26 protein-coding genes and 1 tRNA gene are annotated in these 26,476 nt (G+C 64.7%); 18 read left to right on the top strand and 9 right to left on the bottom strand.

What is annotated here, in order from left to right:
• Nucleotides 1-22 precede the first annotated feature (22 nt).
• Entirely contained in the window at nt 23-1,333 is a 1,311-nt protein-coding gene (purB, locus tag N6L26_RS05720; protein WP_263607076.1) for an adenylosuccinate lyase, read from the bottom strand.
• Between the two features lie 227 nt (nt 1,334-1,560).
• On the opposite strand from purB, the gene N6L26_RS05715 reads away from it, so the two are divergent.
• Nucleotides 1,561-4,311, top strand: coding sequence for a DUF3857 domain-containing protein (locus tag N6L26_RS05715; protein WP_263607075.1), 2,751 nt, complete (start codon nt 1,561-1,563; stop codon nt 4,309-4,311).
• Here N6L26_RS05715 and radC read toward each other — a convergent pair whose 3' ends face one another.
• A complete protein-coding gene (radC, locus tag N6L26_RS05710; protein WP_412071351.1) occupies nt 4,312-5,022 on the bottom strand; it encodes a RadC family protein in 711 nt (236 codons plus the stop codon).
• Between the two features lie 87 nt (nt 5,023-5,109).
• Between radC and N6L26_RS05705 the strand changes: the two genes are divergently transcribed.
• The 8 genes from N6L26_RS05705 (at nt 5,110) to N6L26_RS05670 (ending at nt 11,620) form a co-directional block, all read left to right on the top strand.
• A complete protein-coding gene (locus N6L26_RS05705; protein ID WP_263607073.1) occupies nt 5,110-8,307 on the top strand; it encodes a YdbH domain-containing protein in 3,198 nt (1,065 codons plus the stop codon).
• 5 nt (nt 8,308-8,312) lie between these two features.
• Nucleotides 8,313-8,507, top strand: a complete 195-nt coding sequence (locus N6L26_RS05700; RefSeq protein ID WP_263607072.1) for a YnbE family lipoprotein — start codon at nt 8,313-8,315, stop codon at nt 8,505-8,507.
• 20 nt (nt 8,508-8,527) lie between these two features.
• A complete protein-coding gene (locus tag N6L26_RS05695; RefSeq protein WP_253515298.1) occupies nt 8,528-8,908 on the top strand; it encodes a YdbL family protein in 381 nt (126 codons plus the stop codon).
• 141 nt (nt 8,909-9,049) lie between these two features.
• Nucleotides 9,050-9,370: an AtpZ/AtpI family protein gene (locus N6L26_RS05690; protein WP_253515299.1), complete on the top strand. Its 321-nt coding sequence runs from the start codon at nt 9,050-9,052 to the stop codon at nt 9,368-9,370.
• 54 nt (nt 9,371-9,424) lie between these two features.
• On the top strand, nt 9,425-10,213 hold the full coding sequence (locus N6L26_RS05685; protein WP_263607071.1) for a F0F1 ATP synthase subunit A: 789 nt from the start codon (nt 9,425-9,427) through the stop codon (nt 10,211-10,213).
• A 36-nt stretch (nt 10,214-10,249) separates the two neighbouring features.
• Entirely contained in the window at nt 10,250-10,477 is a 228-nt protein-coding gene (locus tag N6L26_RS05680) for a F0F1 ATP synthase subunit C (protein WP_160726388.1), read from the top strand.
• 83 nt (nt 10,478-10,560) lie between these two features.
• A complete protein-coding gene (locus N6L26_RS05675) occupies nt 10,561-11,055 on the top strand; it encodes an ATPase (protein ID WP_263607070.1) in 495 nt (164 codons plus the stop codon).
• The gene (locus tag N6L26_RS05670) at nt 11,048-11,620 is read left to right on the top strand and encodes a hypothetical protein (protein ID WP_263607069.1); all 573 of its coding nucleotides are present in this window, start codon (nt 11,048-11,050) and stop codon (nt 11,618-11,620) included. Before N6L26_RS05675 ends, N6L26_RS05670 begins: the two co-directional genes overlap by 8 nt.
• A 70-nt stretch (nt 11,621-11,690) precedes the next feature.
• On the opposite strand, the gene N6L26_RS05665 is transcribed toward N6L26_RS05670, so the two are convergent.
• From N6L26_RS05665 to aroA, 6 genes are all read right to left on the bottom strand, one after another.
• Nucleotides 11,691-12,656, bottom strand: coding sequence for an NADPH:quinone oxidoreductase family protein (locus tag N6L26_RS05665; protein WP_263607068.1), 966 nt, complete (start codon nt 12,654-12,656; stop codon nt 11,691-11,693).
• A gap of 5 nt (nt 12,657-12,661) precedes the next feature.
• Entirely contained in the window at nt 12,662-13,417 is a 756-nt protein-coding gene (gloB, locus tag N6L26_RS05660; protein ID WP_263607067.1) for a hydroxyacylglutathione hydrolase, read from the bottom strand.
• 198 nt (nt 13,418-13,615) lie between these two features.
• Entirely contained in the window at nt 13,616-15,319 is a 1,704-nt protein-coding gene (gene rpsA, locus N6L26_RS05655) for a 30S ribosomal protein S1 (protein WP_253515304.1), read from the bottom strand.
• 409 nt (nt 15,320-15,728) lie between these two features.
• Entirely contained in the window at nt 15,729-16,349 is a 621-nt protein-coding gene (locus tag N6L26_RS05650; RefSeq protein ID WP_263607066.1) for a (d)CMP kinase, read from the bottom strand.
• Complete coding sequence (locus N6L26_RS05645; RefSeq protein WP_263607065.1) at nt 16,346-16,603, bottom strand: CBU_0592 family membrane protein; 258 nt, start codon at nt 16,601-16,603, stop codon at nt 16,346-16,348. Before N6L26_RS05645 ends, N6L26_RS05650 begins: the two co-directional genes overlap by 4 nt.
• Nucleotides 16,600-17,934, bottom strand: coding sequence for a 3-phosphoshikimate 1-carboxyvinyltransferase (gene aroA, locus N6L26_RS05640; protein WP_263607064.1), 1,335 nt, complete (start codon nt 17,932-17,934; stop codon nt 16,600-16,602). The genes N6L26_RS05645 and aroA overlap by 4 nt, the downstream gene beginning before the upstream one ends.
• A 145-nt stretch (nt 17,935-18,079) precedes the next feature.
• On the opposite strand from aroA, the gene N6L26_RS05635 reads away from it, so the two are divergent.
• The 5 genes from N6L26_RS05635 (at nt 18,080) to rimM (ending at nt 21,296) form a co-directional block, all read left to right on the top strand.
• Nucleotides 18,080-18,427, top strand: a complete 348-nt coding sequence (locus tag N6L26_RS05635; RefSeq protein WP_253515313.1) for a TIGR02300 family protein — start codon at nt 18,080-18,082, stop codon at nt 18,425-18,427.
• Between the two features lie 91 nt (nt 18,428-18,518).
• A tRNA-Ala gene (locus N6L26_RS05630) sits at nt 18,519-18,594 on the top strand.
• A 179-nt stretch (nt 18,595-18,773) separates the two neighbouring features.
• Entirely contained in the window at nt 18,774-20,255 is a 1,482-nt protein-coding gene (gene ffh, locus N6L26_RS05625) for a signal recognition particle protein (RefSeq protein ID WP_263607063.1), read from the top strand.
• A 34-nt stretch (nt 20,256-20,289) separates the two neighbouring features.
• Nucleotides 20,290-20,787, top strand: a complete 498-nt coding sequence (rpsP, locus tag N6L26_RS05620; protein ID WP_263607062.1) for a 30S ribosomal protein S16 — start codon at nt 20,290-20,292, stop codon at nt 20,785-20,787.
• An 8-nt stretch (nt 20,788-20,795) separates the two neighbouring features.
• Nucleotides 20,796-21,296: a ribosome maturation factor RimM gene (gene rimM, locus N6L26_RS05615; protein ID WP_263607061.1), complete on the top strand. Its 501-nt coding sequence runs from the start codon at nt 20,796-20,798 to the stop codon at nt 21,294-21,296.
• Between the two features lie 46 nt (nt 21,297-21,342).
• Here the strand turns inward: rimM and N6L26_RS05610 are convergent, their stop codons facing one another.
• Nucleotides 21,343-22,257 (bottom strand): NAD(P)/FAD-dependent oxidoreductase, encoded by a 915-nt coding sequence (locus N6L26_RS05610; RefSeq protein ID WP_263607260.1) that lies wholly within the window; start codon nt 22,255-22,257, stop codon nt 21,343-21,345.
• A 131-nt stretch (nt 22,258-22,388) separates the two neighbouring features.
• Here N6L26_RS05610 and N6L26_RS05605 point away from each other — a divergent pair, with 131 nt between their 5' ends.
• The 4 genes from N6L26_RS05605 (at nt 22,389) to N6L26_RS05590 (ending at nt 26,409) form a co-directional block, all read left to right on the top strand.
• A complete protein-coding gene (locus N6L26_RS05605) occupies nt 22,389-22,703 on the top strand; it encodes a hypothetical protein (protein WP_263607060.1) in 315 nt (104 codons plus the stop codon).
• 51 nt (nt 22,704-22,754) lie between these two features.
• Entirely contained in the window at nt 22,755-23,495 is a 741-nt protein-coding gene (gene trmD, locus N6L26_RS05600; protein ID WP_263607059.1) for a tRNA (guanosine(37)-N1)-methyltransferase TrmD, read from the top strand.
• Nucleotides 23,492-23,860, top strand: coding sequence for a 50S ribosomal protein L19 (gene rplS, locus N6L26_RS05595; RefSeq protein WP_301298458.1), 369 nt, complete (start codon nt 23,492-23,494; stop codon nt 23,858-23,860). Before trmD ends, rplS begins: the two co-directional genes overlap by 4 nt.
• A 302-nt stretch (nt 23,861-24,162) precedes the next feature.
• Entirely contained in the window at nt 24,163-26,409 is a 2,247-nt protein-coding gene (locus N6L26_RS05590; RefSeq protein ID WP_263607058.1) for a S9 family peptidase, read from the top strand.
• Nucleotides 26,410-26,476 lie beyond the last annotated feature (67 nt).

Raw genomic sequence — 26,476 nt, 5'->3', positions numbered from 1 at the left:
TAGGCCGGGACCCGTCCCGCGTCTAGCCGAAGACCCGCGCGAAGATCGTGTCGACGTGCTTGAAGTGGTATTCGAGGTCGAATTTCTCTTCGAGCTGTTCGACGCCGAGCGCGGCGGTCACATCCTCGTCGCGCTTGAGCAGGTCGAGCAGCGTCAGCTGGCCGTCCGATTCCCACACCTTCATCGCGTTACGCTGGACGAGGCGGTAGGCATCCTCGCGGCTGACCCCGTTCTGAGTCAGCGCCAGCAGCACGCGCTGCGAATGGATCAACCCGCCCATGCGGTCCATATTCGCCTGCATCCGCTCGGGATAGACCAGCAGCTTGTCGACTACGCCGGTCAGCCGGGCGAGCGCGAAATCTAGCGTGATGCAGGAATCGGGCCCGATGAAGCGTTCGACCGAGGAATGCGAGATATCGCGCTCGTGCCACAGCGCCACGTTTTCGAGCGCGGGCAGGGCGTAGGCGCGGATCATCCGGGCCTGCCCGGTAAGGTTTTCGGTCAGGATCGGGTTGCGCTTGTGCGGCATCGCGCTCGATCCCTTCTGGCCGGGCGAGAAATACTCTTCGGCTTCGAGCACTTCGGTGCGCTGGAGGTGGCGAACCTCGACCGCGAGCCGTTCGATCGAACCGGCGATAACCGCCAGCGTCGAGAAGAACATGGCGTGCCGGTCACGCGGGATGACCTGCGTCGAAACCGGCTCCACGGTCAGGCCGAGCTTGTCCGCGACATGCTCTTCGACCTGCGGATCGATATTGGCGAAGGTGCCGACTGCGCCCGAAATGGCGCAGGTGGCGATTTCCGCGCGCGCCGCCACCAGCCGCGTCTTGCAGCGGTCGAACTCGGCATAGGCTTGCGCCAGCTTGAGACCGAAGGTCACCGGTTCGGCATGGATGCCATGGCTGCGCCCGATGGTCGGCGTGTATTTGTGTTCCTCGGCGCGGCGCTTGATCGCTTCCAGCAGCGCGTCCAGATCGGCCAGCAGGATATCGGCGGAACGTGCCAGCTGGACCGCCAGCGTGGTGTCGAGCACGTCGCTGCTGGTCATGCCCTGGTGCATGAAGCGCGCCTCGTCGCCGACGTTTTCGGCTACCCAGGTGAGGAAGGCGATGACATCGTGCTTGGTGACCGCCTCGATCGCGTCGATCGCCTCGACGTCGATCTTGGGATCGGTTGCCCACCAGTCCCACAGCGCCTTGGCCGCGCTCGGCGGGACCACGCCCAGTTCGCCGAGCTTTTCGGTCGCATGCGCTTCGATTTCGAACCAGATGCGATACTTCGCTTCGGCCTCCCACAAAGCGGTCATTTCGGGACGGGCGTAGCGGGGGACCATGGTGAGCTCCGGATGCGATAGGGGCTGAAACGTGGCGCTGCCGCTAGGCGGAGCGCAGCCGAATAGCAAGGTTCGCGCGAGCCGGTCGGCGCTGTGGTGCCCGCGTCATGCGCGGCACAAAACCACGGCTTTCGCGCGGCGAAATCTTGGCAGGTCCGCACTTATCCCATAGATGCGCAGGAATTGGGGGGAGTTCCAAAGACTTGTCGTACCGTTCACTTGCTGCCGTGCCGCTTTTTGTCCTCGCCGCTCCCGTATTGGCGGGTGAGGATGTGCGTTATATCGAGCCGCCCGCCTGGGTCGAACCGCTGTATGATGGTGGGCTGGCGGAATCGCGCGACAACATTCCCCTCTACGACCGGCAGGTCCGGCTCGAGGACGGCACCGTCACGCGCTATACCGACATTGCCTATTGGCTCGATACCGCGCAGGCGTTGCAGCAGATGGGAACGATCCAGCTGGCCTGGTTGCCCGACAAGGGCGATCTGGCAGTGCACCGGCTCGAGATCCTGCGCGATGGGGAAGCCATCGATCTCCTCGCGGGGGGGCTGCGGCCCGAAATCCTGCGCCGCGAACGCGAACTCGAGCGGCGCTCGGTCGATGGTGTACTGACAGCCGCCTTTGCCATTCCCGGACTGAAGATCGGCGATGTGCTGCGCGTCACGTCGTCGAGCAGCCTGCGCGACCAGGCGCTGGCGGGCGAAATGCAGTTTGCTGAAGGAATCGTTGCCGAGCCGACCAAGATCGGATTGGGACGCCTGCGGCTGTCATGGCCCGAATCTGCGCCGATACAGTGGAAGACGCTGGGCGATGTCGCTGCGCCCAAAAGCTGGAACGAGAGCGGGTTTACCGTGCTCGATTTCAACCTCCCGGTGGCCGAGCCCGACCCCATGCCCGAGGATGCGCCGAGCCGCTTCAAGGTGATGCCGCAAATCCAGGTCGGCAGCTTCACCGATTGGGCCCACGTCTCGCAGTCGATGAGCCGTTATTACACGACCGAAGGCACGATTGCGTCCGACAGCGCGATCGCCCGCGAGGTGGCGCGCATCGAACAGGCCACCGACGTACCGCTCGAACGCGCGGCGTTGGCACTGCGCATGGTGCAGGACGAGGTCAGCTACCTGCTCAACGGGATGGACGGGGGCAATTACCTGCCGCAGGCGCCCGAATTGACGTGGGCGAATCGCTATGGCGACTGCAAGGCCAAGAGCCTGCTGCTGCTGGCCATGCTGCGCGCGATGGGGATCGAGGCCGAAGCGGTGCTGGTCGATAGCGACAATGGCGATGCGGTGGCGATTTCGCAGCCAATCCCCGGTGCCTTCGACCACATGATTGTCCGCGCGCACATCGCCGGCAAGGACTATTGGCTCGACGGGACCAATGCCGGCACGCGGCTGGCGACGATCGACGAAGTGCCCGACTTCGGCTGGGCACTGCCGATCCGCAGCGAAGGCGCCGACCTGATCCCGGTCGCGCAGCGCTGGCCGCAAACGTCCGACCGGGTGCTGAAAATGACCTATGACATGTCGGCCGGGGTCGACATGCCCGTGCTTTATACGGCCGATGTCGAATTGCGCGGATCGATGGGTGCGCGTTGGCGCGCGGAGGCAGCACAGGACGATCCCATGATCGTGGTCGGGGCTGTGACCAAGTATCTCGAAGACATCATCGGCGGCCTCGTTTACGACGCGCGCATTACCTATGATGACGAGGCCGGGATTGCGCGGCTGGTGGCCAAGGGCATGACCTTCGACCAGTTCGAATTCGATCGCGGCGTGGCCAGCTATTACGTCACCGGGGCGACCACCAACTGGAGCTTCCAGCCCGATCGTGCACGCTCCGCGTGGCGCGATATTCCCTATCGAACCGGCGGTCCGGTGACGATGGAGGAACACTGGACCTACCGCCTGCCCGAAGGCAGCGATGTGGTTCAGCTTACCGGTGTCGAGGCACTCGACGAGCTTGCTGCGGGGGTGCGTTTCAAGCGCGCCAGCAGCCTTGCCGAGGGGACTTTCGAATTTCGCGATTCGACATCGTTTATTCCCGCCGAAATTCCCGCCGCCGAACTCGGCGATGCGCGACGTGCGATTCGCCGGATCGCCAGTGGGGATCCGGTGTTGCGCATCGAAAATCCCAAGCGGCATTGGGAGCTCGACGACAAGGTCATCGCCCGACGGCTCCAGCCGCATATCGAGGGCGCGTCGGCATTGACTGAACTCAAGGCCGATTTGGCGGTATTTCATACCTTTCGCGGAACCATGTTGACTTTCGCGCGCGATTACGAGGAGGCGATTGTCGAGTTCGATCGCGCCATCGATCTGGAAGGCAGCGCAGATTTGTATGTGCTACGCGGCGGGGTCTACAACGCCATGGGCGAATACGATCTGGCGCTGGCCGATGCGCAGACCGCTTTCGATTTGCAAGGCGATCTCGAATACGCCGCGAGCCTCGCTGAGGGACTGTCGCTGGCGGGCCGCGCTGACGAGGCGCTCGATCTGCTCGACCGCCTTGGTCTTTCCGGGGACGAAGGCGTTGGCGTCGACACCGCATGGGCGGAAATTTCCGGTCATGCGGACCGCGCCGCCGAGGCCTGGGATCGGCTCCAGATCGCTCTCGACCGGCAGCCCGACGACGTATCGCTGCTCAATTCGCAGTGCTGGACCGCGGGTATCTGGAGCTACCAGATCGAGCTGGCCGAGGAGGTCTGTGATCGGGCGGTCGCGGTTTCGGGCAATGCGCCCGGCGTGCTCGATAGCCGCGCGCTTGCCTATTACCGTCTTGGCCGCAAGGACGAGGCGATGGCGGATCTGGAGGCGGCATTGGCGCAGGAGCCGGGGCAGGCGGCGAGCCTGTTCATGCGCGGTCTGATCCGGCTGGAGGATGGCGACAAGCGCGGGCGCGAGGATCTGGTTTACGCGCGGCGGATCGAACCCGGTATCGATCGCTTGTACAAGGGCTACGGCCTGGTCCCGCGCTGATCAGATCAGGCCCTTCGCGCGCAGCGAGACATTGCCCTCGCGGCCGATGATCACATGGTCGTGCACGGTCACGCCAAGCAGGCGGCCAGCCTCGGCAATACGCGCGGTGATCGCGATATCGGCACGGCTCGGTTCGGGGTTTCCGCTGGGATGGTTGTGCACCAGGATCAGCGCCGTCGCGCCGATATCGAACGCCTTGCGGATCACCTCGCGCGGGTGGATCGCGGCTTCGTCGATCGACCCTTCGCCGAGCAGGTGGTCGAGGATCAGCCGGTTCTGCGCATTCAGGTAAAGCACGCGGACGCGCTCGTGAGCGAGATGCGCCATGTCGATCGCGAGATAATCGAGCAGCGCCTGCCAACTTGCCAGCACCGGCTTGTCCTGCACTGCGCCGCGCGCCATCCGCCGGGCTGCCAGACTGCAGGCATAAAGCGCGGCGGCACTCGCTTCGCCCATGCCCTTGACCCGCTGCAGCGCCTGCGGATCGGCGGCAAGAACGCCCGCGAACGATCCGAAATGGGCAATCAGCGCCTTGGCCAGCGGCTTGGTATCGCCCTGGCGGATGGTGGCGAACAGCAGGAATTCCAGCAGTTCGTAATCGGCGAGCGCTTCGGCACCGCCTGACAGCAGGCGGTCGCGCAGACGCTGGCGGTGCCCGGCACCGGCATGCGTCGCCGATTTATTCGTATCCCCCGGCAACCATTCCCCCATGCGCCGCGTTTGACGCACTTGCATTGCCTTTAGCAGGCAATACGCGCAAGTGTGGGATCGATGGAGCGGGCCGCGAGCGACGATGACATGACGGCCGACGATTCCGTGCGGCGGGCAGGCTGGCGTCGCAAGCGCTGGGCGTTCGCGCTTGCCTTCCTTGCCGTGCTGCTGGGTGCCGCACTGGTAGTATGGCTGTCGCGCGAGCAGATTGTCGACGACATCATCCGCGACCAGCTCGATGCGAACAATATCCCCGCCAGTTACACGATCGACCGCGTCGGCGGCCAGACGCAGGTTCTGTCGCAGGTCGTCCTCGGCGATCCCGACGCCCCCGATTTCACCGCCGAACGCGTGATCGTCACGCTGAGGCACCGCTTTGGCACGCCCGAAATTGGCGGCGTCACGCTGGTCGAACCGCGCCTCTACGGAACCTATCGCGACAGCCAATTCAGCCTGGGAAGCCTCGACCCGCTGGTCTTCGGACCGAGCGAAGGCCCTGCCGGCTTGCCTAATCTCAACCTGACCATCCACGACGGGCGCGGATTGATCGAAACCGATTACGGCCCGGTCGGACTCAAGATCGCGGGCACCGGACTGGTCAGCCATGGCTGGGACGGCACGCTGGCCGCGATTGCGCCCAGCCTTGCGCTGCCTGGATGTGAAGCAGGGCGGACGAGCGCCTATGGCAAGCTCACTTCGACCTCGGGCGAGCCGCAATTCTCCGGCCCCGTGCGTCTCGCCTCGCTGGCGTGCGAAGACCAGGCGCTCACCCTCGACGACTATGCGCTGGACTTCACGGTTGCAGCCGACACGCGATTGGCAAACCCGGCGATCGAGGTCCGGCTCGAGGGCGGCGAAACGCGCTATGCGGGTAATACCGCTTCCGCCATCATGGGCACGGTTCGCGCGCAGATGCGCGACCGGCTGACCACCGCGAAATATTCGCTCGCAGCACGCGGCGTCGATACCCCGCAGGTGCTCGCGGCGGTGCTCACCGCCGAAGGGCAATTGCGTGCCAGCGACGGGGTCGAGCGGCTCCAGCTCGAAGGCAACCTCGAGGGCAACGGGCTGCGGCTCGGGCGCGGATTGGTGGCGACGGTCGAATCGCTTGTGCGAACGGGCGAGGGGACGCTGGTCGCACCGCTGACCCGCAAGATGGCCAATGCATTGCAGGCGGAGACCCGCGGCAGCGCGCTCGATGCCGATATCCGTTTGCGGTTCGATCCCGAGGGGTATTCGCTGCTCACCCCGCGCGCCGAATTGCGCGGCGGCAGCGGCGCACGGCTGGTGTCGCTATCGCGCGTCGAGATCGCTGCGAGGACTGGCGAAATGCCGCGCATCGTGGGCAATATCGCAACCGGCGGCGCGGATATGCCGCGGATCAGCGGACGGATGGAGCGCAGCGATTCGGGCGGGTCGATTTTCCGCCTGGCGATGGAGCGGTATGCTGCGGGCAGTTCGATGCTGGCCGTGCCGCAGATCATGATCGCGCAGGGGCCGGGCGGGGCGCTCGGCTTTGCGGGTCGGGTCGAGGCCAGCGGCGCGCTACCGGGCGGCTCGGCGACCAATCTGCGGTTGCCGGTGGAAGGGCGGTACGGCGAGGGACAACTCGCTTTGTGGCGCTCGTGCACCGAGGTGCGCTTCGATCGCCTCGAACTCGCCAATCTCGCCGTCGAGAAGCGCGGCCTGACGCTATGCCCGCCGCGTGGACGCGCGATTCTGAAGAGCGGACCCGGCGGCCTGCAGATCGCTGCCGGAACCTCGTCGCTCGATCTCGAGGGATATCTCGGCGAAACGCCGATCCGGCTCGTCTCCGGTCCGGTCGGCTTCGCCTATCCGGGCGTGATGACCGCCAAGGCCATCGATGTCGCGCTCGGCCCGGCGGAGACCGCCAGCCGGTTCCGCGTATCGGGACTGGAGGCGCGGCTCGGCGACGAAATCGCGGGGACGTTCAGCGATGCGGATATCGCGCTCGCGGCGGTGCCGATGAACCTGACGCAGGCCAGCGGCCAGTGGCGTTTCGCCGATGGCCGGCTGGCGATCGAGGAAGGCGAGTTCACACTCGTCGACCGCGACGAACCCGCCCGGTTCGAGCCGCTGGTCGCGCGCGATGCGGTGCTTGCTCTGATCGATAATGTCATCGCTGCGCAGGCCGATTTGCGCCATCCGGCGAGCGACCGGCTCGTCACCGCGGTCGATATCCGCCACGATCTGGCCAGCGGTGCGGGCTTTGCCGATCTTGCAGTCCCCGGCCTGCAATTCGACGCTGGCCTACAGCCGATGGAGCTGTCGAGCCTGACCAAGGGTGTGATCGCCAATACCGAAGGAACCGTCACCGGGCGGGGCCGGATCGACTGGGCGGCAGACGGCACGGTGACCAGTACCGGGCGCTTTACCACCGACGATCTCGATTTCGCGGCTGCCTTTGGCCCGGTCAAGGGAGCCAGCGGGACGATCGAGTTTACCGATTTGCTCAATTTGACGACTGCGCCCGGGCAAACGATTCGCGTCGCTTCGGTCAATCCCGGGGTCGAAGTGTTCGACGGCGAAGTCGGCTTTGCGCTGCAGAACGGCGAATTGCTCGCGGTGTCGGGTGGCAACTGGCCGTTCATGGGTGGGCAGCTGATCCTGCGCGATGTCGATCTCAATCTCGGGGTCAGCGAGGAACGGCGCTATATCTTCGAGATCGTCGGTCTCGATGCGGGGACCTTCGTCACCGAGATGGAGCTGGAGAACATCACCGCGACGGGGCTGTTCGACGGGACCGTGCCGATCGTGTTCGACGAACGCGGCAATGGCCGGATCGATACCGGAGTCCTTATCTCGCGCCCGCCGGGCGGCACCGTTTCCTATGTCGGCGAGCTGACTTATGAAGACCTCTCGCCGATCGCGAATTTTGCCTTCGATGCGCTGAAGAGCCTCGATTATTCGCAGATGCGCGTGATCATGGAAGGCCCGCTGACCGGCGAGATCGTCACCCGTGTCCGCTTCGACGGGATTCGGCAGGGGGAGGACGCCAAGTCCAATTTCGTCACCAAGCGCCTCGCATCGCTGCCGCTGCAGTTCCGTATCAACATCAAGGCCCAGTTCTACCAGCTGTTGAACAATCTCAAATCGCTGTACGATCCGGCCTCGGTGCGCGATCCGCGTTCGCTGGGATTGCTGTCCGACGATGGCACGCGATTGCTGCGCCGTTCGATTACCGGCGCCGAGGCCGAACCGATTATCGACCCGGACGACATCATTCCGGATGAAATCCCTATTCAGGAGCAGGAAAGCGAGTGAGGGCTATGAAATACCCCAAATTGACCGGGAGGATGGCGGCGGCCATGCTGGCCACAGTCGCGCTGGGCGGATGCATTACGGTGAATGCGCCCGAAGAGCCGATCGTGATCGAGTTGAACGTCAACATCCGCCAGGAAGTGATCTACCGGCTCGCCGAGGATGCGGGCAATACGATCGAGGACAATGCGGATATCTTCTGATGGGTGACATTATGAACAAGATGACGAAACCGGTTCTGGTGGCTGCGGCCATGGCCACCGCGCTGGGCGGCTTCGCCGCACCGGCCTTCGCACAGCGCGATCCCGCCTATGCCGCGGCCCGTTCGTCGGGCCAGGTCGGCGAGCGGATGGATGGCTATCTGGGCATCGTGGTCGGCGAAACGCCCGCGCTGCGCCGGATCGTCAACGATATCAACATCAAGCGCCGCGCTGTTTATTCGGAACGCGCTAAGGCGAACAATGCGACGATCGAGGAATATGCCCTGACCGCCGGTTGCCAGGCGATCCTCGCCACCGAACCGGGCGAGAAATACCAGGCACCCGATGGCAGCTGGCAGACCCGCGGCACCGGTGCCCCGCTGCGCGATCCACGCTGTCCGTAAGAAAGTGGGCTTTTTTGTGATACTTCGGGCGTAGCTCGCCCCGCTCCGTGTTGACTTGCCACCACCCCCCTTCTAAGGGGTCGTCGCCCTCGGCGGGCAAGTCCGTGCCCGTGCCGCGCAACCCCCTTAAAGGAGCAAGGCATGAGCGACGACGAACCCGCACGAGAACCTATCGAGGAGGATGCGCGGATCGACGCGCTGGAGAAGCGGCTCTCGGCCGCCCAGCAGCGCGAAGAGCAGCGTAACCGTCCCACGGCTTCGGGTGCCGATGCGAATTATCGTAGCGGCAACCGGGTTCTGGCGGACCTTCTCGGCGGGCTTCTTGGCGGTGCGGTCATCGGTTATGCCATCGGCTATTTCACCGGTACCAATCCCTGGGGTCTGTTGATCGGCCTGTTCCTCGGAATAGTGGTCGCCTTCAGAAACATTTTCCGTGCGGCAAACAAGCGCCCCGACGAATGATCCCCTCGCGGGATTTCCGGGGCGTTCGTTACAGGTTCTAGGGACGAAACAGACGTGGCAGCCGAGCAGGCCAAAGTCGATCCGATGTACCAGTTCACCATCGAACCGCTTGCCGGTTCGGGCGGTTGGGAACTGGCCGGTTACAACATCGCCTTCACCAACAGCGCAATGTGGATGCTGATCACCACCGTGGTGCTCTTCCTCTTCGTGCTGGGCGGGATGAAGCGCGAACTGGTGCCCGGGCGCTGGCAGATGACGGTCGAAACCTTCACCGGTTTCATCGACAACATGCTGGAAGCCAATATCGGCAAGGCCGGGCGCAAATACGTGCCCTATGTCTTCAGCCTGTTCATGTTCATCCTGTTCGCCAACCTCCTCGGCCTGCTGCCGTTGGGCATTTTCGGGCTGCACCCGTTCACTTTCACCAGCCACTTCACCGTTACCGGCGTGCTCGCGATCATCAGTTTCTCGATCGTGCTGCTGGTCGGCTTCTGGAAGCACGGCTTCCACTTCTTCAGCCTGTTCGTGCCGCAAGGCACGCCGCTGCCGATGATTCCGATCATCGCGCCGATCGAGTTCATCTCGTTCATGGTGCGTCCGTTCAGCCTCGGCCTGCGACTGTTCGTCGCCATGATGGCCGGCCACGTGCTGCTCGAAGTGCTGTCGAGCTTCGTGATCGACGGCACCAATGCCGGCGCCACTTTCGGCCTGATGGTCGGCCTGCCCAGCTTTATCCTGATGATCGGCATCTGCGCGCTCGAACTGCTGGTCGCCGGTATCCAAGCCTATGTTTTCGCTCTTCTGACGTCGCTGTATATCAACGACGCCGAGAACCTTCACTAAGTCATCTATCAATCAGATTTTTCAAAGGAGTTTGTCATGGAAATGGAAGCTGCAAAGCTCATCGGTGCAGGCCTCGCAGCGATCGGTGCCGGTATGGCCGCGATCGGTGTGGGTAACGTCTTCGGTTCGTTCCTCGAAAGCGCGCTGCGCAATCCGGGTGCTGCCGACGGCCAGCAGGGCCGCCTGTTCATCGGCTTCGCCGCTGCCGAACTTCTCGGCCTGCTGGCGTTCGTCGTGTCGATGATCCTGATCTTCGTCGCCTAACAGCGACTGCCGATATCGCACCGGCCGGGGACATGTCCTGGCCGGTGCCGTGAATTTTTCGTACCCGCCTTTCGAGAGCTGCCATGCCCCAGATCGCACAGCTTGCCGAAACATGGTCCAGCCAGGTCTTCTGGCTGCTGGTCTTTTTCGGCATCACCTTCTTCGTCATCGGCCGCGGCATGGTGCCGAGGGTGATGGAAACCGTCGCCCAGCGTGACGGCCAGATCGCCGCCGACCTCGCTGCAGCCAAGGCTGCGCGCGATGCTGCCGACGCCGAGGAAGAAGCCTGGCGGGTCCGCGAGAACGAGAACCGCGCCGCGGCGCAGGCAATCGTCGCCGGGGCCAAGGACGAGGCTGCGGCCAAGTCCGAAAAGAAACTGAAGGCGGCACAGGCGCGGCTCGACAAGAAACTTGCCGAAGCCGAACACGGTATCGCCGAAGCCCGCACTGCGGCGCTGACCGAAGTCGAAGCGGTCGCTGCCGAAGCGGCACAGGACATCGTCTCGCGCCTCGCCGGCGTCAGCGTGACCAAGCCCGTCGCCACTAAGGCCGTCAAGGAGGCCCTGAGCCATGGCTAACGCCGCGCCCGAAGTCTTCGCCACCGAAGCGGCCCAGGTCCTCGTCGAGGACAGCCACGGCGGTGCCGGAACGCATGCCGAACCCGAGCTGTGGGGCCTGGCACCGTTCCAGATCGTCTCGCTGTCGATGCTTGTCCTGCTGCTGATCGCGCTGTTCGGGGCTAAGGCCCACAAGACCATCGCCGGTGGGCTCGACGGCAAGATTGCCGCGATCAAGGACCAGCTCGACGAGGCCAAGCAGCTGCGCGCCGAAGCCGAAGCGCTGCGCCAGGAATATGCCGCCAAGATCGCCGGTGCCGAGAAGGACGCCGAAGCGATGCTGGTCAATGCCCGGCACGAAGCCGATGCGCTGCTCGAAAAGGCCGAGGCCGACAGCAAGGCCATGGTCGAGCGCCGCAAGCGGATGGCCGAAGACAAGATCGCTGCCGCCGAGCGCGAGGCGGTCGACGATGTCCGTAATCGCGCCGTCAATGCCGCGACCAATGCCAGCCGCACGCTGATTTCCGAAAAGCACGATGCTACGGCCGACAAGGCGCTGGCCGATACGGTGATCGCCGGGATCTGATTCCGGCTGTCATGGAGTTTTCGAAAGGGCGGTCCTGCGGGGCCGCCCTTTTGCGTTTGAGCCGCGAAGCTTACGGTTCGAGGACGAGCTTGCCGATGATCTCGCCGCGCGCCATCGCCTCGAAAGCCTCGCGCCACGAGGCGAGGGGGAGCGTGCGCTCGACATGGGGCGTGATGCGGCCCTCGCTGGCAAGCTGGTCGATCGCCTGCGCGATGTGGGCGCCGCGCTCGGGGAAACGGCGGGCGTATTCGCCCGCGCGGACACCGACCACCGAGAACCCCTTGATCAGCGGGATGTTGACCGCGATTTCGGGGATGCGCCCGGCGACGAACCCGATCACCAGCAGCTTGCCACCGAAAGTGACGCAGCGGGTGCTCTCGTCGAACACATCGCCGCCGACGGGATCGAAGACGAGGTCGCACAATCGCCCCCCGGTCAATTCGCTGACATCTTCGCGGAAGCGGCCGGTGTTGAGGATCGCCGCATCGGGTTTGGCGATCACGCGCAAACGGTCGAGCTTGTCCTCGCGGTGCGTGGCGGCGATTACCTTTGCGCCCATCGCCTGGGCCAGATCGCAGGCGGCAAGGCCGACCCCGCCGCTGGCCCCATGCACCAGCACCGTCTGTCCGGCTTCCAGCCCGCCAATCTCGACCAGCGCGACATAGGCGGTGTGATAGGCAGCGCCCATCGCCGCAGCGTGCGCGCAGTCCATTGCCTCAGGGACCTTGCGCAGCGCGGCAGCGGGCAGCGCGACATATTCGGCAAAGGCGCCGGTCTTGGCCCCGCCGCGTACCCTGTCACCCGGGACGAAGCCGCAATCGGCAGGGGCTTCCACCACTTCGCCAGCCATTTCGAGACCCGAGACGAAGGGCGGCTCGGGTTTGAACTGGTATGTGCCCTGCGTCATCAGCAGGTCGGGATAGTTGAGCGAGGCGGCGCGTACGCGGACCAGCACATCGCCGGCAGGCTGGGCGATCTCGGCCAGCTCGACCCCCGACAGGTCGGGCGACAGTTCGCGGACGAGAACGGCCTTCATCGCAGTTAGAAACTGTCCTTTGCGGCGCGCAATGCGGCGAAGGTCTCCGCCGGGCTCGATCCGCCCCAACGATCGCGCAGATCGGCGTCGTCGGCGCGCAGGAAGGGGTTGGTCGCCAGTTCGCGCGACAGCAAGGTGGGAACGGTCGGTTCGTCCTTGGCGCGCTGCTCGTCGATCCGCGCGGCATAGAGCGCGAGCTCGGCATTGTCGGGATCGGCATGGAGCGCGAACTTGGCATTCGCCGCGGTATATTCATGCGCGCAATAGAGCAGCGTGTTGTCGGGGAGCTGGCGTATCCGGTCGAGGCTGTTCCAGAACTGCTCGGGCTCGCCTTCGAACATCCGCCCGCAGCCCAGTGCGAAGACGCTGTCGCCGACAAAAGCCATGTCTGCCTCGGCTATGTAATAGGCGATGTGGCCGTTGGTGTGGCCCGACACGTCGATCACCCGCGCCTGCCAGTCGCCCAGCATTACGCTGTCGCCATTGCCGACCACGCGGTCGATGGGTGACAGGCGTTCGACTTCGCGCGGCGCGATGACCGTTGCCCCAGTCGCCTCGACGATGGTCTTGTTCCCGCCGGCATGGTCGGGGTGCCAATGCGTGTTCCAGATCTGCGTGATACGCCAGCCCTTGGCGTCGGCCTGCTTGAGGTATTCGCCGCCATCGGGCGTGTCGATCGCCGCGGTTTCCCCGCTGGCGGGATCGTGGAGCAGGAAACCGTAATTGTCGGTCAGGCAGGGGAACTGGTGGACGTCTAGCATGACGGGGAACCTAGGACGGTTCCCCCACATAGGAAAGGCCCGCTTGCGGATCTCGCAAGCGGGCCTTCCTGTAATCGTCATCCCAGCGGAAGCTGGGATCGCTGACGGCACCGCGGGACTTATCGGCCCATGATCCCGGATCGAGCCCGGGATGACGGTGCGGTAAGCGCCCGCTTCGCAGGCGCCAACCTGTTGCCGTCAGTCTTCCTTCTTCTTCAGCGCTTCGCCGAGGATGTCGCCGAGCGAGGCACCCGAGTCGGACGAACCGAACTGCTGCACCGCTTCCTTCTCTTCGGCGATCTGACGCGCCTTGATCGAGAAGTTGGGCTTCTTCGAACGGTCGAAACCGGTGACCATCGCATCGACCTTGCCACCGACCTGGAAGCGGTCGGGGCGCTGTTCGTCACGATCGCGGCCGAGATCCGAACGCTTGATGAAGCCGGTCGCGCCGTCTTCGCCAACCTGCACTTCGAGCCCGCCATCGCGGACTTCGAGAACGGTGACGGTGACGGTTTCGCCCTTGCGAACCGAACCGGCGGCACCGGCTTCGGTCGGCGCGCCCTTTTCGAGCTGCTTCATGCCGAGGCTGATGCGTTCCTTGTCGGTATCGACATCCAGAACGACGGCTTCGACTTCTTCACCCTTGCGGTGCAGGGCGAGTGCGTCTTCACCCGAGATGCCCCAGGCGATGTCCGACATGTGGACCATGCCGTCGACGTCGCCATCGAGACCGATGAACAGGCCGAATTCGGTGGCGTTCTTGACTTCGCCAGCGACCTTCGAGCCAACCGGATGCTTCTCTGCGAACTCTTCCCACGGATTGCGCTGGGCCTGCTTGAGGCCGAGGCTGATGCGACGCTTTTCGCTGTCGACCTCGAGGACCATGACTTCGACTTCCTGCGAGGTCGAGACGATCTTGCCCGGGTGGACGTTCTTCTTGGTCCAGCTCATTTCCGAAACGTGGACCAGGCCTTCGATGCCCGGCTCGATTTCGACGAAGGCGCCGTATTCGGTGATGTTGGTCACGGTACCGGTCATCTTCATGCCGACCGGGTACTTCGCGGCAACGCCATCCCACGGATCGCTTTCCAGCTGCTTCATGCCGAGGCTGATGCGCTGGGTTTCTTCGTTGATGCGGATGATCTGGACGGTCACGGTAGCGCCGATTTCGATCATTTCGCTGGGGTGGTTGACCCGCTTGTAGCTCATGTCGGTGACGTGCAGCAGGCCGTCGATACCGCCGAGGTCGACGAAGGCGCCGTAATCGGTGATGTTCTTGACCACGCCGTCGATCACCTGGCCTTCGGCCAGCTTGTCGATCAGTTCGCTGCGCTGTTCGGCGCGGGTTTCTTCAAGCACGGCGCGGCGCGACACGACGATGTTGCCGCGGCGGCGATCCATCTTGAGGATCTGGAAGGGCTGGGCCATGTCCATCAGCGGGGTAACATCGCGCACGGGGCGGATGTCGACCTGGCTGCCGGGCAGGAAGGCCACGGCGCCGTCGAGGTCGACGGTGAAGCCGCCCTTGACGCGGCCGAAGATGCGGCCTTCGACGCGCTTGCCTTCGCCGAATTCGTTTTCGAGCTTGTCCCAGGCGGCTTCGCGGCGGGCGCGGTCGCGGCTGAGCATCGCTTCGCCTTCGGCGTTTTCGACGCGGTCGACATAGACTTCGACTTCATCGCCGACGCCGGGCGCGGTTTCGGTTTCGGAGCGCTGGAATTCCTTGAGGTCGACGCGGCCTTCGCTTTTGAGGCCGACATCGATGTGCGCCATGCCGTTTTCGATGGCAGTGACGGTGCCCTTGACGACGCGGCCTTCGAAGCCGCCGTCATCGGCGCCACCGAGCTGCTCGTCGAGCATGGCCGCGAAATCGTCGCGGGTGGGATTGGCTGAAGTTGCCATGTGTGAGTAGTCCTAACTTACGTTTTGCTACCGGCCACCGGTTTTCCCGGGGTCTTTACCCGTCTCTGCGCACGATTGCGCAGGCCAACGGGGCAAGAGGGCCGCTGTCTCCCGCAGGGCCGAATGCCGCCGCGGAAGTCCTTTCAATCGGGGATTGAGAGAACGGGCGCGCGCCTAGGCGAAATGGTCGCGAAACGCAAGCGAATTGCGGGCATCGGCCTCTAGACATGGACCGCATGTTACACGGTCCTGGAGAACTTTATCCGGGACCGGTACATGTGCGCTGATCTGGCGAAATGGAGCGGTCCGGGGAGGGGGCTGGCGGCGGGCATGACGATGATGCTGCCATTGCCACCCTCCTGTAGGAAAGCGGCGTCCGCGAAACGGCGCCACGCGATGGTCGATCGGGCTAGGAAGTGGCTTCCCTCACCGCTTCGATCGCGGCTTCGATCGACTGCTCGCGGCTCAGCGGGCTGGTGTCGATGACCATCGCATCGGGCGCGGGAGCCAGCGGGGCGACCGCGCGATTGCTGTCGCGTTCGTCGCGCCGGCGCAGATCGTCCGCGATCTCGAGCTTGGTGACATGCACACCGCGTTCGCGCATTTCGATGAAGCGGCGCTGCGCGCGCGCCTCGACGCTGGCGATGATGAACAGCTTGGCGTCGGCCTCGGGCGCGATGACGGTGCCGATATCGCGCCCGTCGAGCACAGCGCCGCCGTCCTGCATGGCGAAGCGGCGCTGGCGTTCATACAGTGCCTGACGCACCGCCGGGTGGACCGAGACCCGGCTCGCCAGCCCGCCGGTTTCCTCGTTTCGCAGATGCGGATCGAGCAGCAGTTCGTCGGGAAAGGCGCAGCCCGCCAGCGCATCGCCGCCATTGTCGGGGTCGCCGCCGTCGAGGAACACCTGCCGCCCGACCGCACGATAAAGCAGCCCGGTATCGAGATGCGGCAGGCCGAAATGCTCGGCCAGCGCTTGCGCAATGGTGCCCTTGCCCGAGGCGGTCGGTCCGTCGACGGCGATAATCATCGTGCCTGTTTGCGCCCGCGGACCGCCTTGGCCAAGCCCCACAGGGCAATCGCTGCCCAGAATCCTTCGAGCACGAGGCTGGGCCAATTGGTGTGAACCAGCAGCGAGACGGTCAGCAGCGCGGCACCTGCCAGATTGGTGCCATGCAGGATGAAGGAGTTGGGTTTCTCGGTAGAGGTGAGATAGGCATAGGCACCGATTATACAGGCGGTGCCGACGAAGCCGATCCAGGCTGCCCAGTCGAGGTCGATCATGCCGCGGCCTCCTGCAACAAACCGACGAAGCCGGGGAAGCTGGTCGCGATGGGGTCGACCGTGTCGAGCGCAACGCCCTCGCGGCTGACGAGGCCGGCAATCGCCATGCTCATCGCGATGCGATGATCGAGATGGGTGGTGACCGGGCCGCCGCCCGCCAGCGGCGCGCCGCCGGTACCTTCGATGATCAGGCCGTCGTCGGTTTCTTCCAACGTGACCCCTGCTGCGCGCAGCGCCTGCGCCATGGCGGACAGGCGGTCGCTTTCCTTGACGCGCAATTCCTCGAGGCCGCTGGTAACGGTGGTGCCTTCGGCCAGCGCGGCGGCGACGAACAGTACGGGAAATTCGTCGATCATGCGGGGGGCGACTGCGGGCTCGACCGTGATGCCGGTCAGCTGAGCATGGCGCACGCGCAGGTCGGCCACCGGCTCGCCGCCGACTTCACGCGCGTCCTGATACTCGATCTTCGCGCCCATCTGCCCGAGCACTTCCAAAATGCCGTTGCGGGTCGGATTGAGGCCGACGTTTGCGATCACGAGGTCGCTGCCGGGCACGATGCTGGCCGCAACCGCAAAGAATGCCGCAGAAGACGGATCGCCCGGCACCTCGATATCGCAGGGGTGCAGGTCGGCGGGGCCATGCACGCGGATGATGCGCGCGCCATCGGTCTCTTCCACGCTCAGGTCGGCGCCGAAGCCGCGCAGCATGCGCTCGGTATGGTCGCGGGTCGGAACCGGCTCGATCACGGTGGTGATGCCCGGCGTGTTGAGGCCTGCCAGCAGCACCGCGCTCTTCACCTGCGCGCTGGCGACGGGCAGGCAGTATTCGATCGGCACAGCAGGCTCGATGCCCTCCATCATCAGCGGCAGCGTGCCGCCGGGCGAGGGGGTGAAACTGGCCCCCATCAAGGAGAGCGGGTCGATCACACGGCCCATCGGGCGCTTCGAAAGGCTGGCATCGCCGGTAAAGGCGGCAGTGATCGCGTGGCTTGCGACAAGGCCCAGCAGCAGTCGGGTAGAAGTGCCCGAATTGCCCATGTCGAGCGCTGCGTCCGGTTGCAGCAGCCCGCCCACACCGACGCCGTCGACCACCCAATCGTCACCGTCGCGTTCGATCTGCGCGCCCATCGCGCGCAGCGCGGCGGCGGTGGCGAGCACGTCCTCGCCCTCGAGCAGGCCCGAAATGCGGCTGCGGCCGACTGCCAACGCGCCGAACATCAGCGCGCGGTGGCTGATCGATTTGTCGCCGGGTACGCGAATGCGTCCGGTCAGCGGTCCTGCGGGGGTGAAGCGGTGGGCGGTCAAGCGGGGGTTTCCGTATCGGCAGTTCATTCGGATGCGGCGCTTTGACAGTGGCAGGTGCTTCTGGCAAGGCGCGCGCGCTGTTGATTCCTGCGCTGCAGGTTCCCATCAATACGATTACGAATTCACGGCCCCTGCGCAGTTCGCCAGGGGCGGCAAAGCCTAAGGATTACACATGGTCAAACCGGAATGGGGCACCAAGCGGACCTGCCCGAACTGTGGCACCCGCTTCTACGATCTTAACAAGGACGATCCCGTCGCCTGCATCGAATGCGGCGAAGAATGGTCGCCCGAACCGGTGCTTAAGTCGAAGCAGCCGATTCTTGCCGAGGAAGAAAGCAAGAAGAAGAAGGACGCCGAGCCGGATAGCGATCTGAGCGGCGATGATGATGACGACGATCTCGATCTCGACATCGATGAAGATAACGATTCGCCCGACAATGAAGTCGATCTTGGCGGTGACGACGACCTCGGTGTCGAAACCAAAGCCAAGGGCGACGACGACGACGCCGACGAGAGCTGATTTTTTCGCTTGCCTTGCGCGGGGCGGCCCCATAAAGGGCTGCCTCCGCAAGGCTGGCGCGCCTCCCAGGGCGTGCCGATTGAAATGGCTCGGGGCCTTAGCTCAGCTGGGAGAGCGCTACAATGGCATTGTAGAGGTCAGCGGTTCGATCCCGCTAGGCTCCACCATTTCAACTACCGAGTGCGCTGGTAGCAGGCCGTGGCGACGGTTACGGCTTGCTTCCACCTCACCCGGGCACAAGTTTGGGTTCCATCGGGGATTTCCCCACGCTGACCGACGAGTTTTCGTCCGTCGGCGTTTTTCGCGTATTCGGGCCCTGCAGGGTTCGAAAGGAGTTTAGGCCGGCATGTTCGACAATCTGTCCGACCGCCTCGGTAATGTCTTCGACCGCCTGAAGGGGCGTGGCGCGCTGAGCGAAAGCGACGTGCGCGAGGCGATGCGCGAAATCCGCATCGCGCTGCTCGAAGCCGATGTCGCGCTGCCCGTCGTGCGCCGCTTCATCGATGCCGTCACCGAAAAGGCGATCGGGCAGGACGTCCTCAAATCGGTCACTCCGGGCCAGCAGGTCGTCAAGATCGTCGATGACGAGCTGGTCGACATGCTCGGCGGAACCGAGGTCGAGGGGCTCAATTTCGCCGCCAAGCCGCCGGTCGTGATCATGATGGTCGGCCTGCAGGGCTCGGGCAAGACCACCACCACCGCCAAGCTCGGCAAGCTGATCCGCGAAAAGCACGGCAAGAAGGCGCTGATGGCGTCGCTCGACGTCAACCGTCCGGCCGCGCAGGAACAGCTCAAGGTGCTCGGCGAGCAGGTCGATGTCGGGACGCTGCCGATTATCGAGGGCCAGCAGCCGGTCGATATCGCCCGCCGCGCGATGGAAAGCGCCAAGCTGCAGGCTGCCGACGTGCTGCTGCTCGATACCGCGGGCCGCCTGCATGTCGATGAAGCGCTGATGGCCGAGATGAAGGCGATTGCCGGTGTCTCGACGCCAACCGAAGTGCTGCTGGTGGTCGACAGCCTGACCGGCCAGGACGCGGTCAATGTCGCGCAGAGCTTTACCGGCGAAGTGCCGCTGACCGGCGTCGTGCTGACCCGGATGGACGGCGATGCACGCGGCGGTGCGGCGCTGTCGATGCGCTATGTCACCGGCAAGCCGATCAAGTTTGCCGGTACGGGCGAGAAGCTCGACGCGATCGAGGCATTCGATCCCCGGCGCGTGGCCGGCCGTATCCTCGGCATGGGCGATGTCGTGTCGCTGGTCGAAAAGGCCGCCGAGAGCATCAAGCAGGACGAGGCCGAAGCGCTCGCCAAGAAAATGGCGCAGGGCAAGTTCGACCTCGAGGACCTGCGCATGCAATTGAAGCAGATGCAGAACATGGGCGGGCTGGGCATGCTCGCCGGGATGCTGCCGGGCATGAAGAAGGCCAAGGCCGCGATGGCCGCGTCGAACATGGACGACCGGGTGCTGCTGCATATGGACGCGATCATCGGTTCGATGACGCCCAAGGAACGGACCAAGCCGGCGCTGCTCAACGCCAAGCGCAAGAAGCGCGTTGCGGCGGGTTCGGGCACCGACGTGCAGACCGTCAACAAGGTGCTCAAGATGCACCAGGAGATGGGCCGCGCCATGAAGCAGATCAAGAAAATGGGCGGGATGAAGGGCCTTGGCGCGCTGTTCGGCGGAGGCGGCATGGGTGCCGCCATGCCGGGCCTCGGCGGGCCGGGAAGCGGCGCTGGCGGCCTGCCCGGAATGGGCGGCGGCAAGGGCCCCGGGGTGGATCCTTCCACGCTTCCCCCCGACCTCCAGAACATGCTCAAGAAGAAATAAGTTTCAAACGTTTACATTCGAAAGGTAATACACAATGGCAGTTGCAATCCGGCTTTCGCGTGGTGGTGCCAAGAAGCGCCCCTACTACCGCATCGTCGTCGCCGACTCGCGCGCAGCGCGTGACGGCAAATATCTCGAGCAGATCGGCACCTACAACCCGATGCTGCCCAAGGATTCGGGCGAGCGCGTCAAGCTCGACGAAGACCGCGCACGCCACTGGCTGAGCGTTGGCGCCACGCCGAGCGACCGCGTCCACCGTTTCTTCGACGCCGCGGGCATCCTCGAGCGCGAACAGCGCAACAACCCCAAGAAGGGTGAGCCGGGCGAAGCCGCCAAGGAACGCGCTGAAGAAAAGGCCGCCAAGGTCGCTGAAGCCGAAGAAGCCGCCAAGGCTGCCGAGGAAGAAGCCAAGACCGCTGCTGAAGCACCTGCTGAAGCACCTGCTGAAGAAGCACCGGCCGAAGACGCCGCTGCCGCAGACGCTCCCGCCGAGGAAGCTGCGGCCGACGACGCCGAAGCCAAGGCCGAGTAAGCGGCTGCATGTCGGACAAACCCGTCACGCTTGCCGCCGTCACCGGTGCGCATGGGGTGACGGGCGAGGTTCGGCTGAAGCTGTTCGGCGAGGGGGTGGATGCCCTCAAGCCGCACAAGCGCTTCAATGCGGGTGATACCGGGGGCACGCTGACCCTCGTGAAAATCCGCAGCGACAATAAGGGCGGTGCCATCGCACGCTTTACCGAGGTTGCGGATCGCACCTCGGCGGAGCGCTTGCGGGGCACCGCCCTGTCCGTCTCGCGCGAGGCACTGCCCGCGCTGGAAGAGGGCGAATTCTATTTCTCCGACCTGCTCGGGCTTGCGGTGGTCACCGACAAGGGCGAGTCCGTCGGGCAGGTCTGCGCGGTCGAGAATTACGGCGCCACCGACATCGTCGAGATCGAACAGGCGGACGGCAAGAAATTCATGGTCCCGCTGACCGAACAGGCCGTCCTCGGATGGACCGCCGACACCCTGACTATCGCCGACGACTTCTGGGAGCGGTAAGCGCCGCCTACCGGATCACTCGCTTACGCTGTCACCGCTATCGCCGCTAACGCCTCAGCGGTCGCTCCGCCGCGAGATGGTTGCGGATCGTGGTCGCCGCGACGCCCGCTTGGCCCATCGCATGGCTGATCTGGTCGAGGCCAAGCACCACGTCACCCGCAGCGAACAGACCCGGCACGCTGGTTTCGAGATGGTCGTCGACGATAATGCAGTCACCCTCGGTCACCTCCGCGCCGCATTTCACCGCCAGCCCTGAGCGAACCACTGACCCGAGCGCGGGATAGACGGTGTCGAAGGTCTTGCGCCCCTCGGCGGTGTCGAAGGCAATCCGCCCGTTCTCGATGGCATAGTCGCCGCAGGGTCCGGCAATCCGCGCAATTCCCGCCTCGTCGAGCGCGCGCGAACTTGCTTGCGAAAGATCGTGGTCGCCATCCGGTGAAACGAGCGTCAGATCGCTGGTATAGGTGCGGACGAACTGCGCCTCTGCCGTGCCATGATCGCCGATGCCGATCACCGCGACGCGCTGGTCGGTGACTTCATAGCCGTCGCACACCGGGCAATAGCGGATCAGCCCGCGTTGCATCGCTTCGGCATGGAACTGCTCGTCGATCCCCTCGGGCCGGTTGTTGACCACCCCGGTGGCGAGCAGGACGGTGCGCGCACGGAATTCCTCTTCCTCGCAGCACACCACGAAATGGCCGTCTTCGCGCTTGAGGTCGGTCACCCGCTTCGGCTCGCGCAGCGCGCCGTATTGGGCCGCCTGGTCGCGCATCCGCTCGAGCAGGTCGTTGCCGTTGATGCCCTCGGGGAAGCCTGCATGGTTGTGGCTGGTCGGGATCCAGCTTGCGCGGCTGGTCCCGCAGTCGAACATGCGGATCGAGAGGTGGTAGCGCGCCAGATAGATCGCGGCGGTCAACCCGGCGGGCCCCGCACCCACGATGATGCAATCGTCGACATCCATGGCCCACCTACGCACCACGCGCCCAAGTGTGCCGTTCGCAGAGGGATAATGGCTGCCCGACCGACACGTGCTTTGCACAAATTTCCAACCGTGCCACACCATCGCCCCACAACCGGGAGGGCTGCAGACCAATGATCGACAATGTTGTATTTCTCGCCGGGTCCTATGCCGCGATGGCAGCGGGCCTCAGCGCGGTGGTCGCCAAGGTTTCCCCCTCGATCGGGCTGCGCCTGCGCCATCTTTTCGCGGGCGGCGCGCCGCTGGCGGCGGTGCTCGGCGCGCGGCTGGCAGAAGCCGATAGCGTGACCCTGCACGGCATGGACCTGCTCGGCGCCGGGGGACTGGTGGTGCTTGGCGTCGTAACATCGACCATGGTCGGCAAAGTCGTGCCAACCGCCCCGCGCGTGGGCGTCGAAACCGCGGACCAGCGCCTGCCGACCCGCTGATCGCGGTTCGCGCTATGGTGCTGGTCGCGATTGGCGGCTAGGGCGCGCGCCATGGGTTTCGCCGCTACCATCCTGACGCTCTATCCCGAGATGTTTCCGGGGCCCCTGGGGGTCTCGCTGGCAGGCCGTGCGCTCGAACGTGGCGACTGGTCGTGCGAGACCGTGCAGATCCGCGATTACGCGCAAGGCAAGCATCGCACGGTCGACGATACGCCGGCCGGGGGCGGGGCGGGCATGGTGCTCAAGCCTGATGTCCTCGGCGCGGCCATCGCCAGCGTGGGCGAAGGGCGGCCGATCCTCGCCATGACGCCGCGCGGCAAGCCGATATCGCAGGCGCGCATCCGCGAGATCGCACAGGAGCCCGGTGTCGCCATTTTGTGCGGGCGGTTCGAAGGCTTCGACGAGCGGATTTTCGACGCTTTTCCGCAGGTTGAACAGGTTTCGCTGGCCGATATCGTCCTGTCGGGCGGAGAACCCGCCGCGCTGGCGATTCTCGATGCTTGCATTCGCCTGCTTCCCGGAGTAATGGGCGCGCCCGATAGCGGGCAGGAGGAATCGTTCGAAGACGGTTTGCTCGAATACCCGCAATATACCCGACCTCAGCAATGGGAAGGGCGCACGATCCCTGAAGTGCTGCGATCGGGGGATCATGCGAAGATCGCTGCTTGGCGCAAGGCAAGGAGCGAAGACGATACTCGGTTACGCAGGCCGGACCTTTGGGAGCGTTACTGTGACGCTCGGGACCGACCTGCCTCTGGCGCGCGGCGAAAAAACCAGGAAGACCAGGCATGAACCTGATCCAGCAGCTCGAAGCCGAAGCGATTGAAAACCTCGGCAAGGACATTCCCGAATTCCGTGCGGGCGACACCGTTCGCGTCGGCGTGAAGGTTGTCGAGGGCACCCGCGAGCGTGTCCAGAATTTCGAAGGCGTTGTCATTGCCCGCTCGAACCGCGGCATGGGCAGCAACTTCACCGTCCGCAAGATGAGCTTCGGCGAAGGCGTGGAACGTGTGTTCCCGCTCTACTCGCCGATCGTCGACAGCCTTACCGTGGTCCGCCGCGGCATCGTGCGTCGCGCCAAGCTCTATTACCTGCGTGGCCGCACCGGTAAGCGCGCTCGTATCGCCGAGCGCCGCGACAACGCGCCCAAGGCGTAAGAGCCAACCCGTTTCTCTTCGCGAGAAGATCGAGGGCGGCCTCCCGTTGGGGAAGCCGCCCTTTTTCGTGCGAAGCGTGATGGTCGCCGTAATCGGCCCCATGTGTTTGACCCCGCGCGGCCGGTGAACCGGAATGGGCCGCCCGGGGTCCTGACCACTGTCGCTTCGAGGTATTAGCCGAATTTCAACGCTCGCGCTTAAGCCGAAATTAGGTGTGTTTGCACGGCACGCGCTTGCTTTCGCTCACCGTCGTTGCGAGGAGCTGCAGTCGATGCGTCCCGCCTGCATTGACCGGAGAGATGATGAGGCCGTTGAAATTCGCCGCCGCGCTGGCGCTGGGCACTTGCCTCGCTGCGCCGCTTGCTGCCCAGACCACCCCGCAGAGCACGGAGACCGCGCCGATGGAACTGAGTTTCGAACGCGTCTTCGCCTCGCCCGATCTCGACGGGCCGAGCCCGCGCAAGGTCAAGATCTCGCCCGATGGCCGCTATCTCACGCTGCTGCGCAACCGCGCAGACGATCGCGAGCGCTACGATCTGTGGGCCTATGACCGCGACAGCGCGGCCTGGGCGATGCTGGTCGATAGCGAGGCGCTGGGGACGGGGCGCGAATTGTCCGAGGACGAGAAGATGCAGCGCGAACGCGCGCGCGTCGGCAACCTTGCAGGCATTATCGACTATCAGTGGACCGAGGATGGCGCGGGCGTACTCGTCCCGCTCGACGGCGATCTCTACCTCGCGCGCATCGGCGGCGAGGTCGTGCTTCTGACCGACACCGAGGAAAGCGAACTCAATCCCGCCCTGAGCAGCACGGGCAGCCATGTCTCCTTCGTTCGCGACCGCCGGCTGTGGGTCGGCGAGGTGGGCGGCGAAGCCCGGCCGGTCACGCCGCAGGAAGGCGAGGCGATCCGCTGGGGCGAGGCCGAGTTCGTCGCGCAAGAGGAAATGGGCCGGATGACCGGCTATTGGTGGGGTCCCGACGACCGCCGTATCGCGGTCGAGCGCTTCGACGAAAGCATGGTCGGCGTGGTCACGCGCGCCGCGATCGGTGCCACGGGCACCAAAGTGTTCGACCAGCGCTATCCCGTTGCGGGCAGCGCGAATGCCGAAGTCGCGCTCTATGTCATGGATCCCGACGGCCAGGACCGCGTACAGGTCGATCTGGGGGCGGAGAGCGATATCTATCTCGCGCGGGTGGACTGGGCGCCCGATGGCAGAGCGCTCTATGTCCAGCGGCAGAACCGCGCGCAGACCGTGCTCGACATGCTCCGGGTCGATCCGGCGACGGGGGCAAGCGAAGTGCTGTTCACCGAACACGCCGCGGTGGACGATTACTGGCTCAATCTGTCGGACAATTACAAATGGCTCGACGACGGCAGCCTGATCTGGTGGTCCGAGCGCGACGGCTACGGCCATCTCTATCATTATGTCGATGGCGCATGGACGCAGCTGACCCAGGGCGAATGGGTGGTGACCAAGCTGGTCGGGGTCGACCAGGATGCCGGACGGGTGTTTTTCCAGGGCACGAAGGACGATGTCCTTGCGCAGCAGGTCTATGCCTTCGATCTCGCCGATCCATCGCGCATCACGCTGCTGACCGATCCTGCCTATGCGAATTCGGCCAGCATGGACGACAAGGCGCAAACGCTGGTTGTCAGCCGCTCGAACGCCGACACGCCGCCGCAGAGCTATATCGCCGACCAGCAGGGCAATCGCCTCGCCTGGATCGAGGAAAACGCGCTCGACGGCTCGCACCCCTATGCGCCTTTCCTCGCCAGCCATCGCCCGACGCAATACGGCACGATCCCGGCAGAGGACGGCACGCCGCTCTATTGGGAAATGGTCACGCCCGAACTGGAGCCGGGCAAGCGCTACCCGGTCTATTTCTATCACTATGGCGGGCCCGGGCCGCAGATCGTCAACAAGGGCTGGAACGGCGCCCTGCAGCAAGCCGTGGTCGACCGGGGGTACATCTGGTTCGCGCTCGACAATCGCGGGTCGGCCAATCGCGGCGTCGCGTTCGAACAGCCGCTCTATCGCGCGATGGGCGGGGTGGAAGTGCGCGACCAGAGGGCTGGGGCGGAGTATCTCAAGACGCTCGACTTCGTCGATCCGGCGAAGATTGCAATCGATGGCTGGTCCTATGGCGGCTATATGACGCTCAAGCAGCTGCAGGCCGATCCGGGGTATTATGCAGCTGGCATAAGCGGCGCGCCGGTCACGCGCTGGGAGCTCTACGATACGCATTATACCGAGCGCTACATGGGCACGCCGCAAGCGGACGGCGCCGCCTATACCGCGACGAGCGCGATCCCCGACGCGGCCAAGATCGCCGATCCGCTGCTGATCATCCATGGCATGGCCGATGACAATGTGGTGTTCGAAAACGCGACCGAAGTGATCTCTGCGATGCAGGAAGCCAACGTGCCGTTCGAGATGATGCTTTATCCTGGATACACCCACCGCGTGTCGGGCGAACAGATCTCGCCGCATCGTTACAACACGATCTTCCGGTTTCTCGAAAGCCACGGCGTCACCCCGCCCGAATGACGCTTTAGCCCGTGCAATCGAATGTGCGCTTGCGGGTGCGTAGCTAATCGCTATCTCGGCGGCCTAG

The sequence above is a fragment of the Qipengyuania sp. SS22 genome (assembly GCF_025736935.1).
Taxonomy (GTDB): domain Bacteria; phylum Pseudomonadota; class Alphaproteobacteria; order Sphingomonadales; family Sphingomonadaceae; genus Qipengyuania.
This window is presented reverse-complemented; position numbering and strand designations above follow the sequence as displayed.

What these genes read in the sequence shown, in the direction of transcription:
- N6L26_RS05690 (WP_253515299.1), top strand. Translation starts at nt 9,050, where the DNA reads ATGAGCGACGACGAACCCGCACGAGAACCTATCGAGGAGGATGCGCGG.
- rpsP (WP_263607062.1), top strand. Translation starts at nt 20,290, where the DNA reads ATGGCAGTTGCAATCCGGCTTTCGCGTGGTGGTGCCAAGAAGCGCCCC.
- rplS (WP_301298458.1), top strand. Translation starts at nt 23,492, where the DNA reads ATGAACCTGATCCAGCAGCTCGAAGCCGAAGCGATTGAAAACCTCGGC.
- N6L26_RS05700 (WP_263607072.1), top strand. Translation starts at nt 8,313, where the DNA reads ATGAAATACCCCAAATTGACCGGGAGGATGGCGGCGGCCATGCTGGCC.
- radC (WP_412071351.1), bottom strand. Translation starts at nt 5,022, where the DNA reads ATGGGGGAATGGTTGCCGGGGGATACGAATAAATCGGCGACGCATGCC.
- N6L26_RS05610 (WP_263607260.1), bottom strand. Translation starts at nt 22,257, where the DNA reads ATGGATGTCGACGATTGCATCATCGTGGGTGCGGGGCCCGCCGGGTTG.
- N6L26_RS05645 (WP_263607065.1), bottom strand. Translation starts at nt 16,603, where the DNA reads ATGATCGACCTCGACTGGGCAGCCTGGATCGGCTTCGTCGGCACCGCC.
- N6L26_RS05635 (WP_253515313.1), top strand. Translation starts at nt 18,080, where the DNA reads ATGGTCAAACCGGAATGGGGCACCAAGCGGACCTGCCCGAACTGTGGC.
- N6L26_RS05605 (WP_263607060.1), top strand. Translation starts at nt 22,389, where the DNA reads ATGATCGACAATGTTGTATTTCTCGCCGGGTCCTATGCCGCGATGGCA.
- rpsA (WP_253515304.1), bottom strand. Translation starts at nt 15,319, where the DNA reads ATGGCAACTTCAGCCAATCCCACCCGCGACGATTTCGCGGCCATGCTC.
- gloB (WP_263607067.1), bottom strand. Translation starts at nt 13,417, where the DNA reads ATGCTAGACGTCCACCAGTTCCCCTGCCTGACCGACAATTACGGTTTC.
- N6L26_RS05680 (WP_160726388.1), top strand. Translation starts at nt 10,250, where the DNA reads ATGGAAATGGAAGCTGCAAAGCTCATCGGTGCAGGCCTCGCAGCGATC.
- N6L26_RS05650 (WP_263607066.1), bottom strand. Translation starts at nt 16,349, where the DNA reads ATGATTATCGCCGTCGACGGACCGACCGCCTCGGGCAAGGGCACCATT.
- rimM (WP_263607061.1), top strand. Translation starts at nt 20,796, where the DNA reads ATGTCGGACAAACCCGTCACGCTTGCCGCCGTCACCGGTGCGCATGGG.
- ffh (WP_263607063.1), top strand. Translation starts at nt 18,774, where the DNA reads ATGTTCGACAATCTGTCCGACCGCCTCGGTAATGTCTTCGACCGCCTG.
- N6L26_RS05705 (WP_263607073.1), top strand. Translation starts at nt 5,110, where the DNA reads ATGACGGCCGACGATTCCGTGCGGCGGGCAGGCTGGCGTCGCAAGCGC.
- aroA (WP_263607064.1), bottom strand. Translation starts at nt 17,934, where the DNA reads ATGAACTGCCGATACGGAAACCCCCGCTTGACCGCCCACCGCTTCACC.
- N6L26_RS05670 (WP_263607069.1), top strand. Translation starts at nt 11,048, where the DNA reads ATGGCTAACGCCGCGCCCGAAGTCTTCGCCACCGAAGCGGCCCAGGTC.
- purB (WP_263607076.1), bottom strand. Translation starts at nt 1,333, where the DNA reads ATGGTCCCCCGCTACGCCCGTCCCGAAATGACCGCTTTGTGGGAGGCC.
- N6L26_RS05675 (WP_263607070.1), top strand. Translation starts at nt 10,561, where the DNA reads ATGCCCCAGATCGCACAGCTTGCCGAAACATGGTCCAGCCAGGTCTTC.
- N6L26_RS05695 (WP_253515298.1), top strand. Translation starts at nt 8,528, where the DNA reads ATGACGAAACCGGTTCTGGTGGCTGCGGCCATGGCCACCGCGCTGGGC.
- N6L26_RS05665 (WP_263607068.1), bottom strand. Translation starts at nt 12,656, where the DNA reads ATGAAGGCCGTTCTCGTCCGCGAACTGTCGCCCGACCTGTCGGGGGTC.
- N6L26_RS05590 (WP_263607058.1), top strand. Translation starts at nt 24,163, where the DNA reads ATGAGGCCGTTGAAATTCGCCGCCGCGCTGGCGCTGGGCACTTGCCTC.
- trmD (WP_263607059.1), top strand. Translation starts at nt 22,755, where the DNA reads ATGGGTTTCGCCGCTACCATCCTGACGCTCTATCCCGAGATGTTTCCG.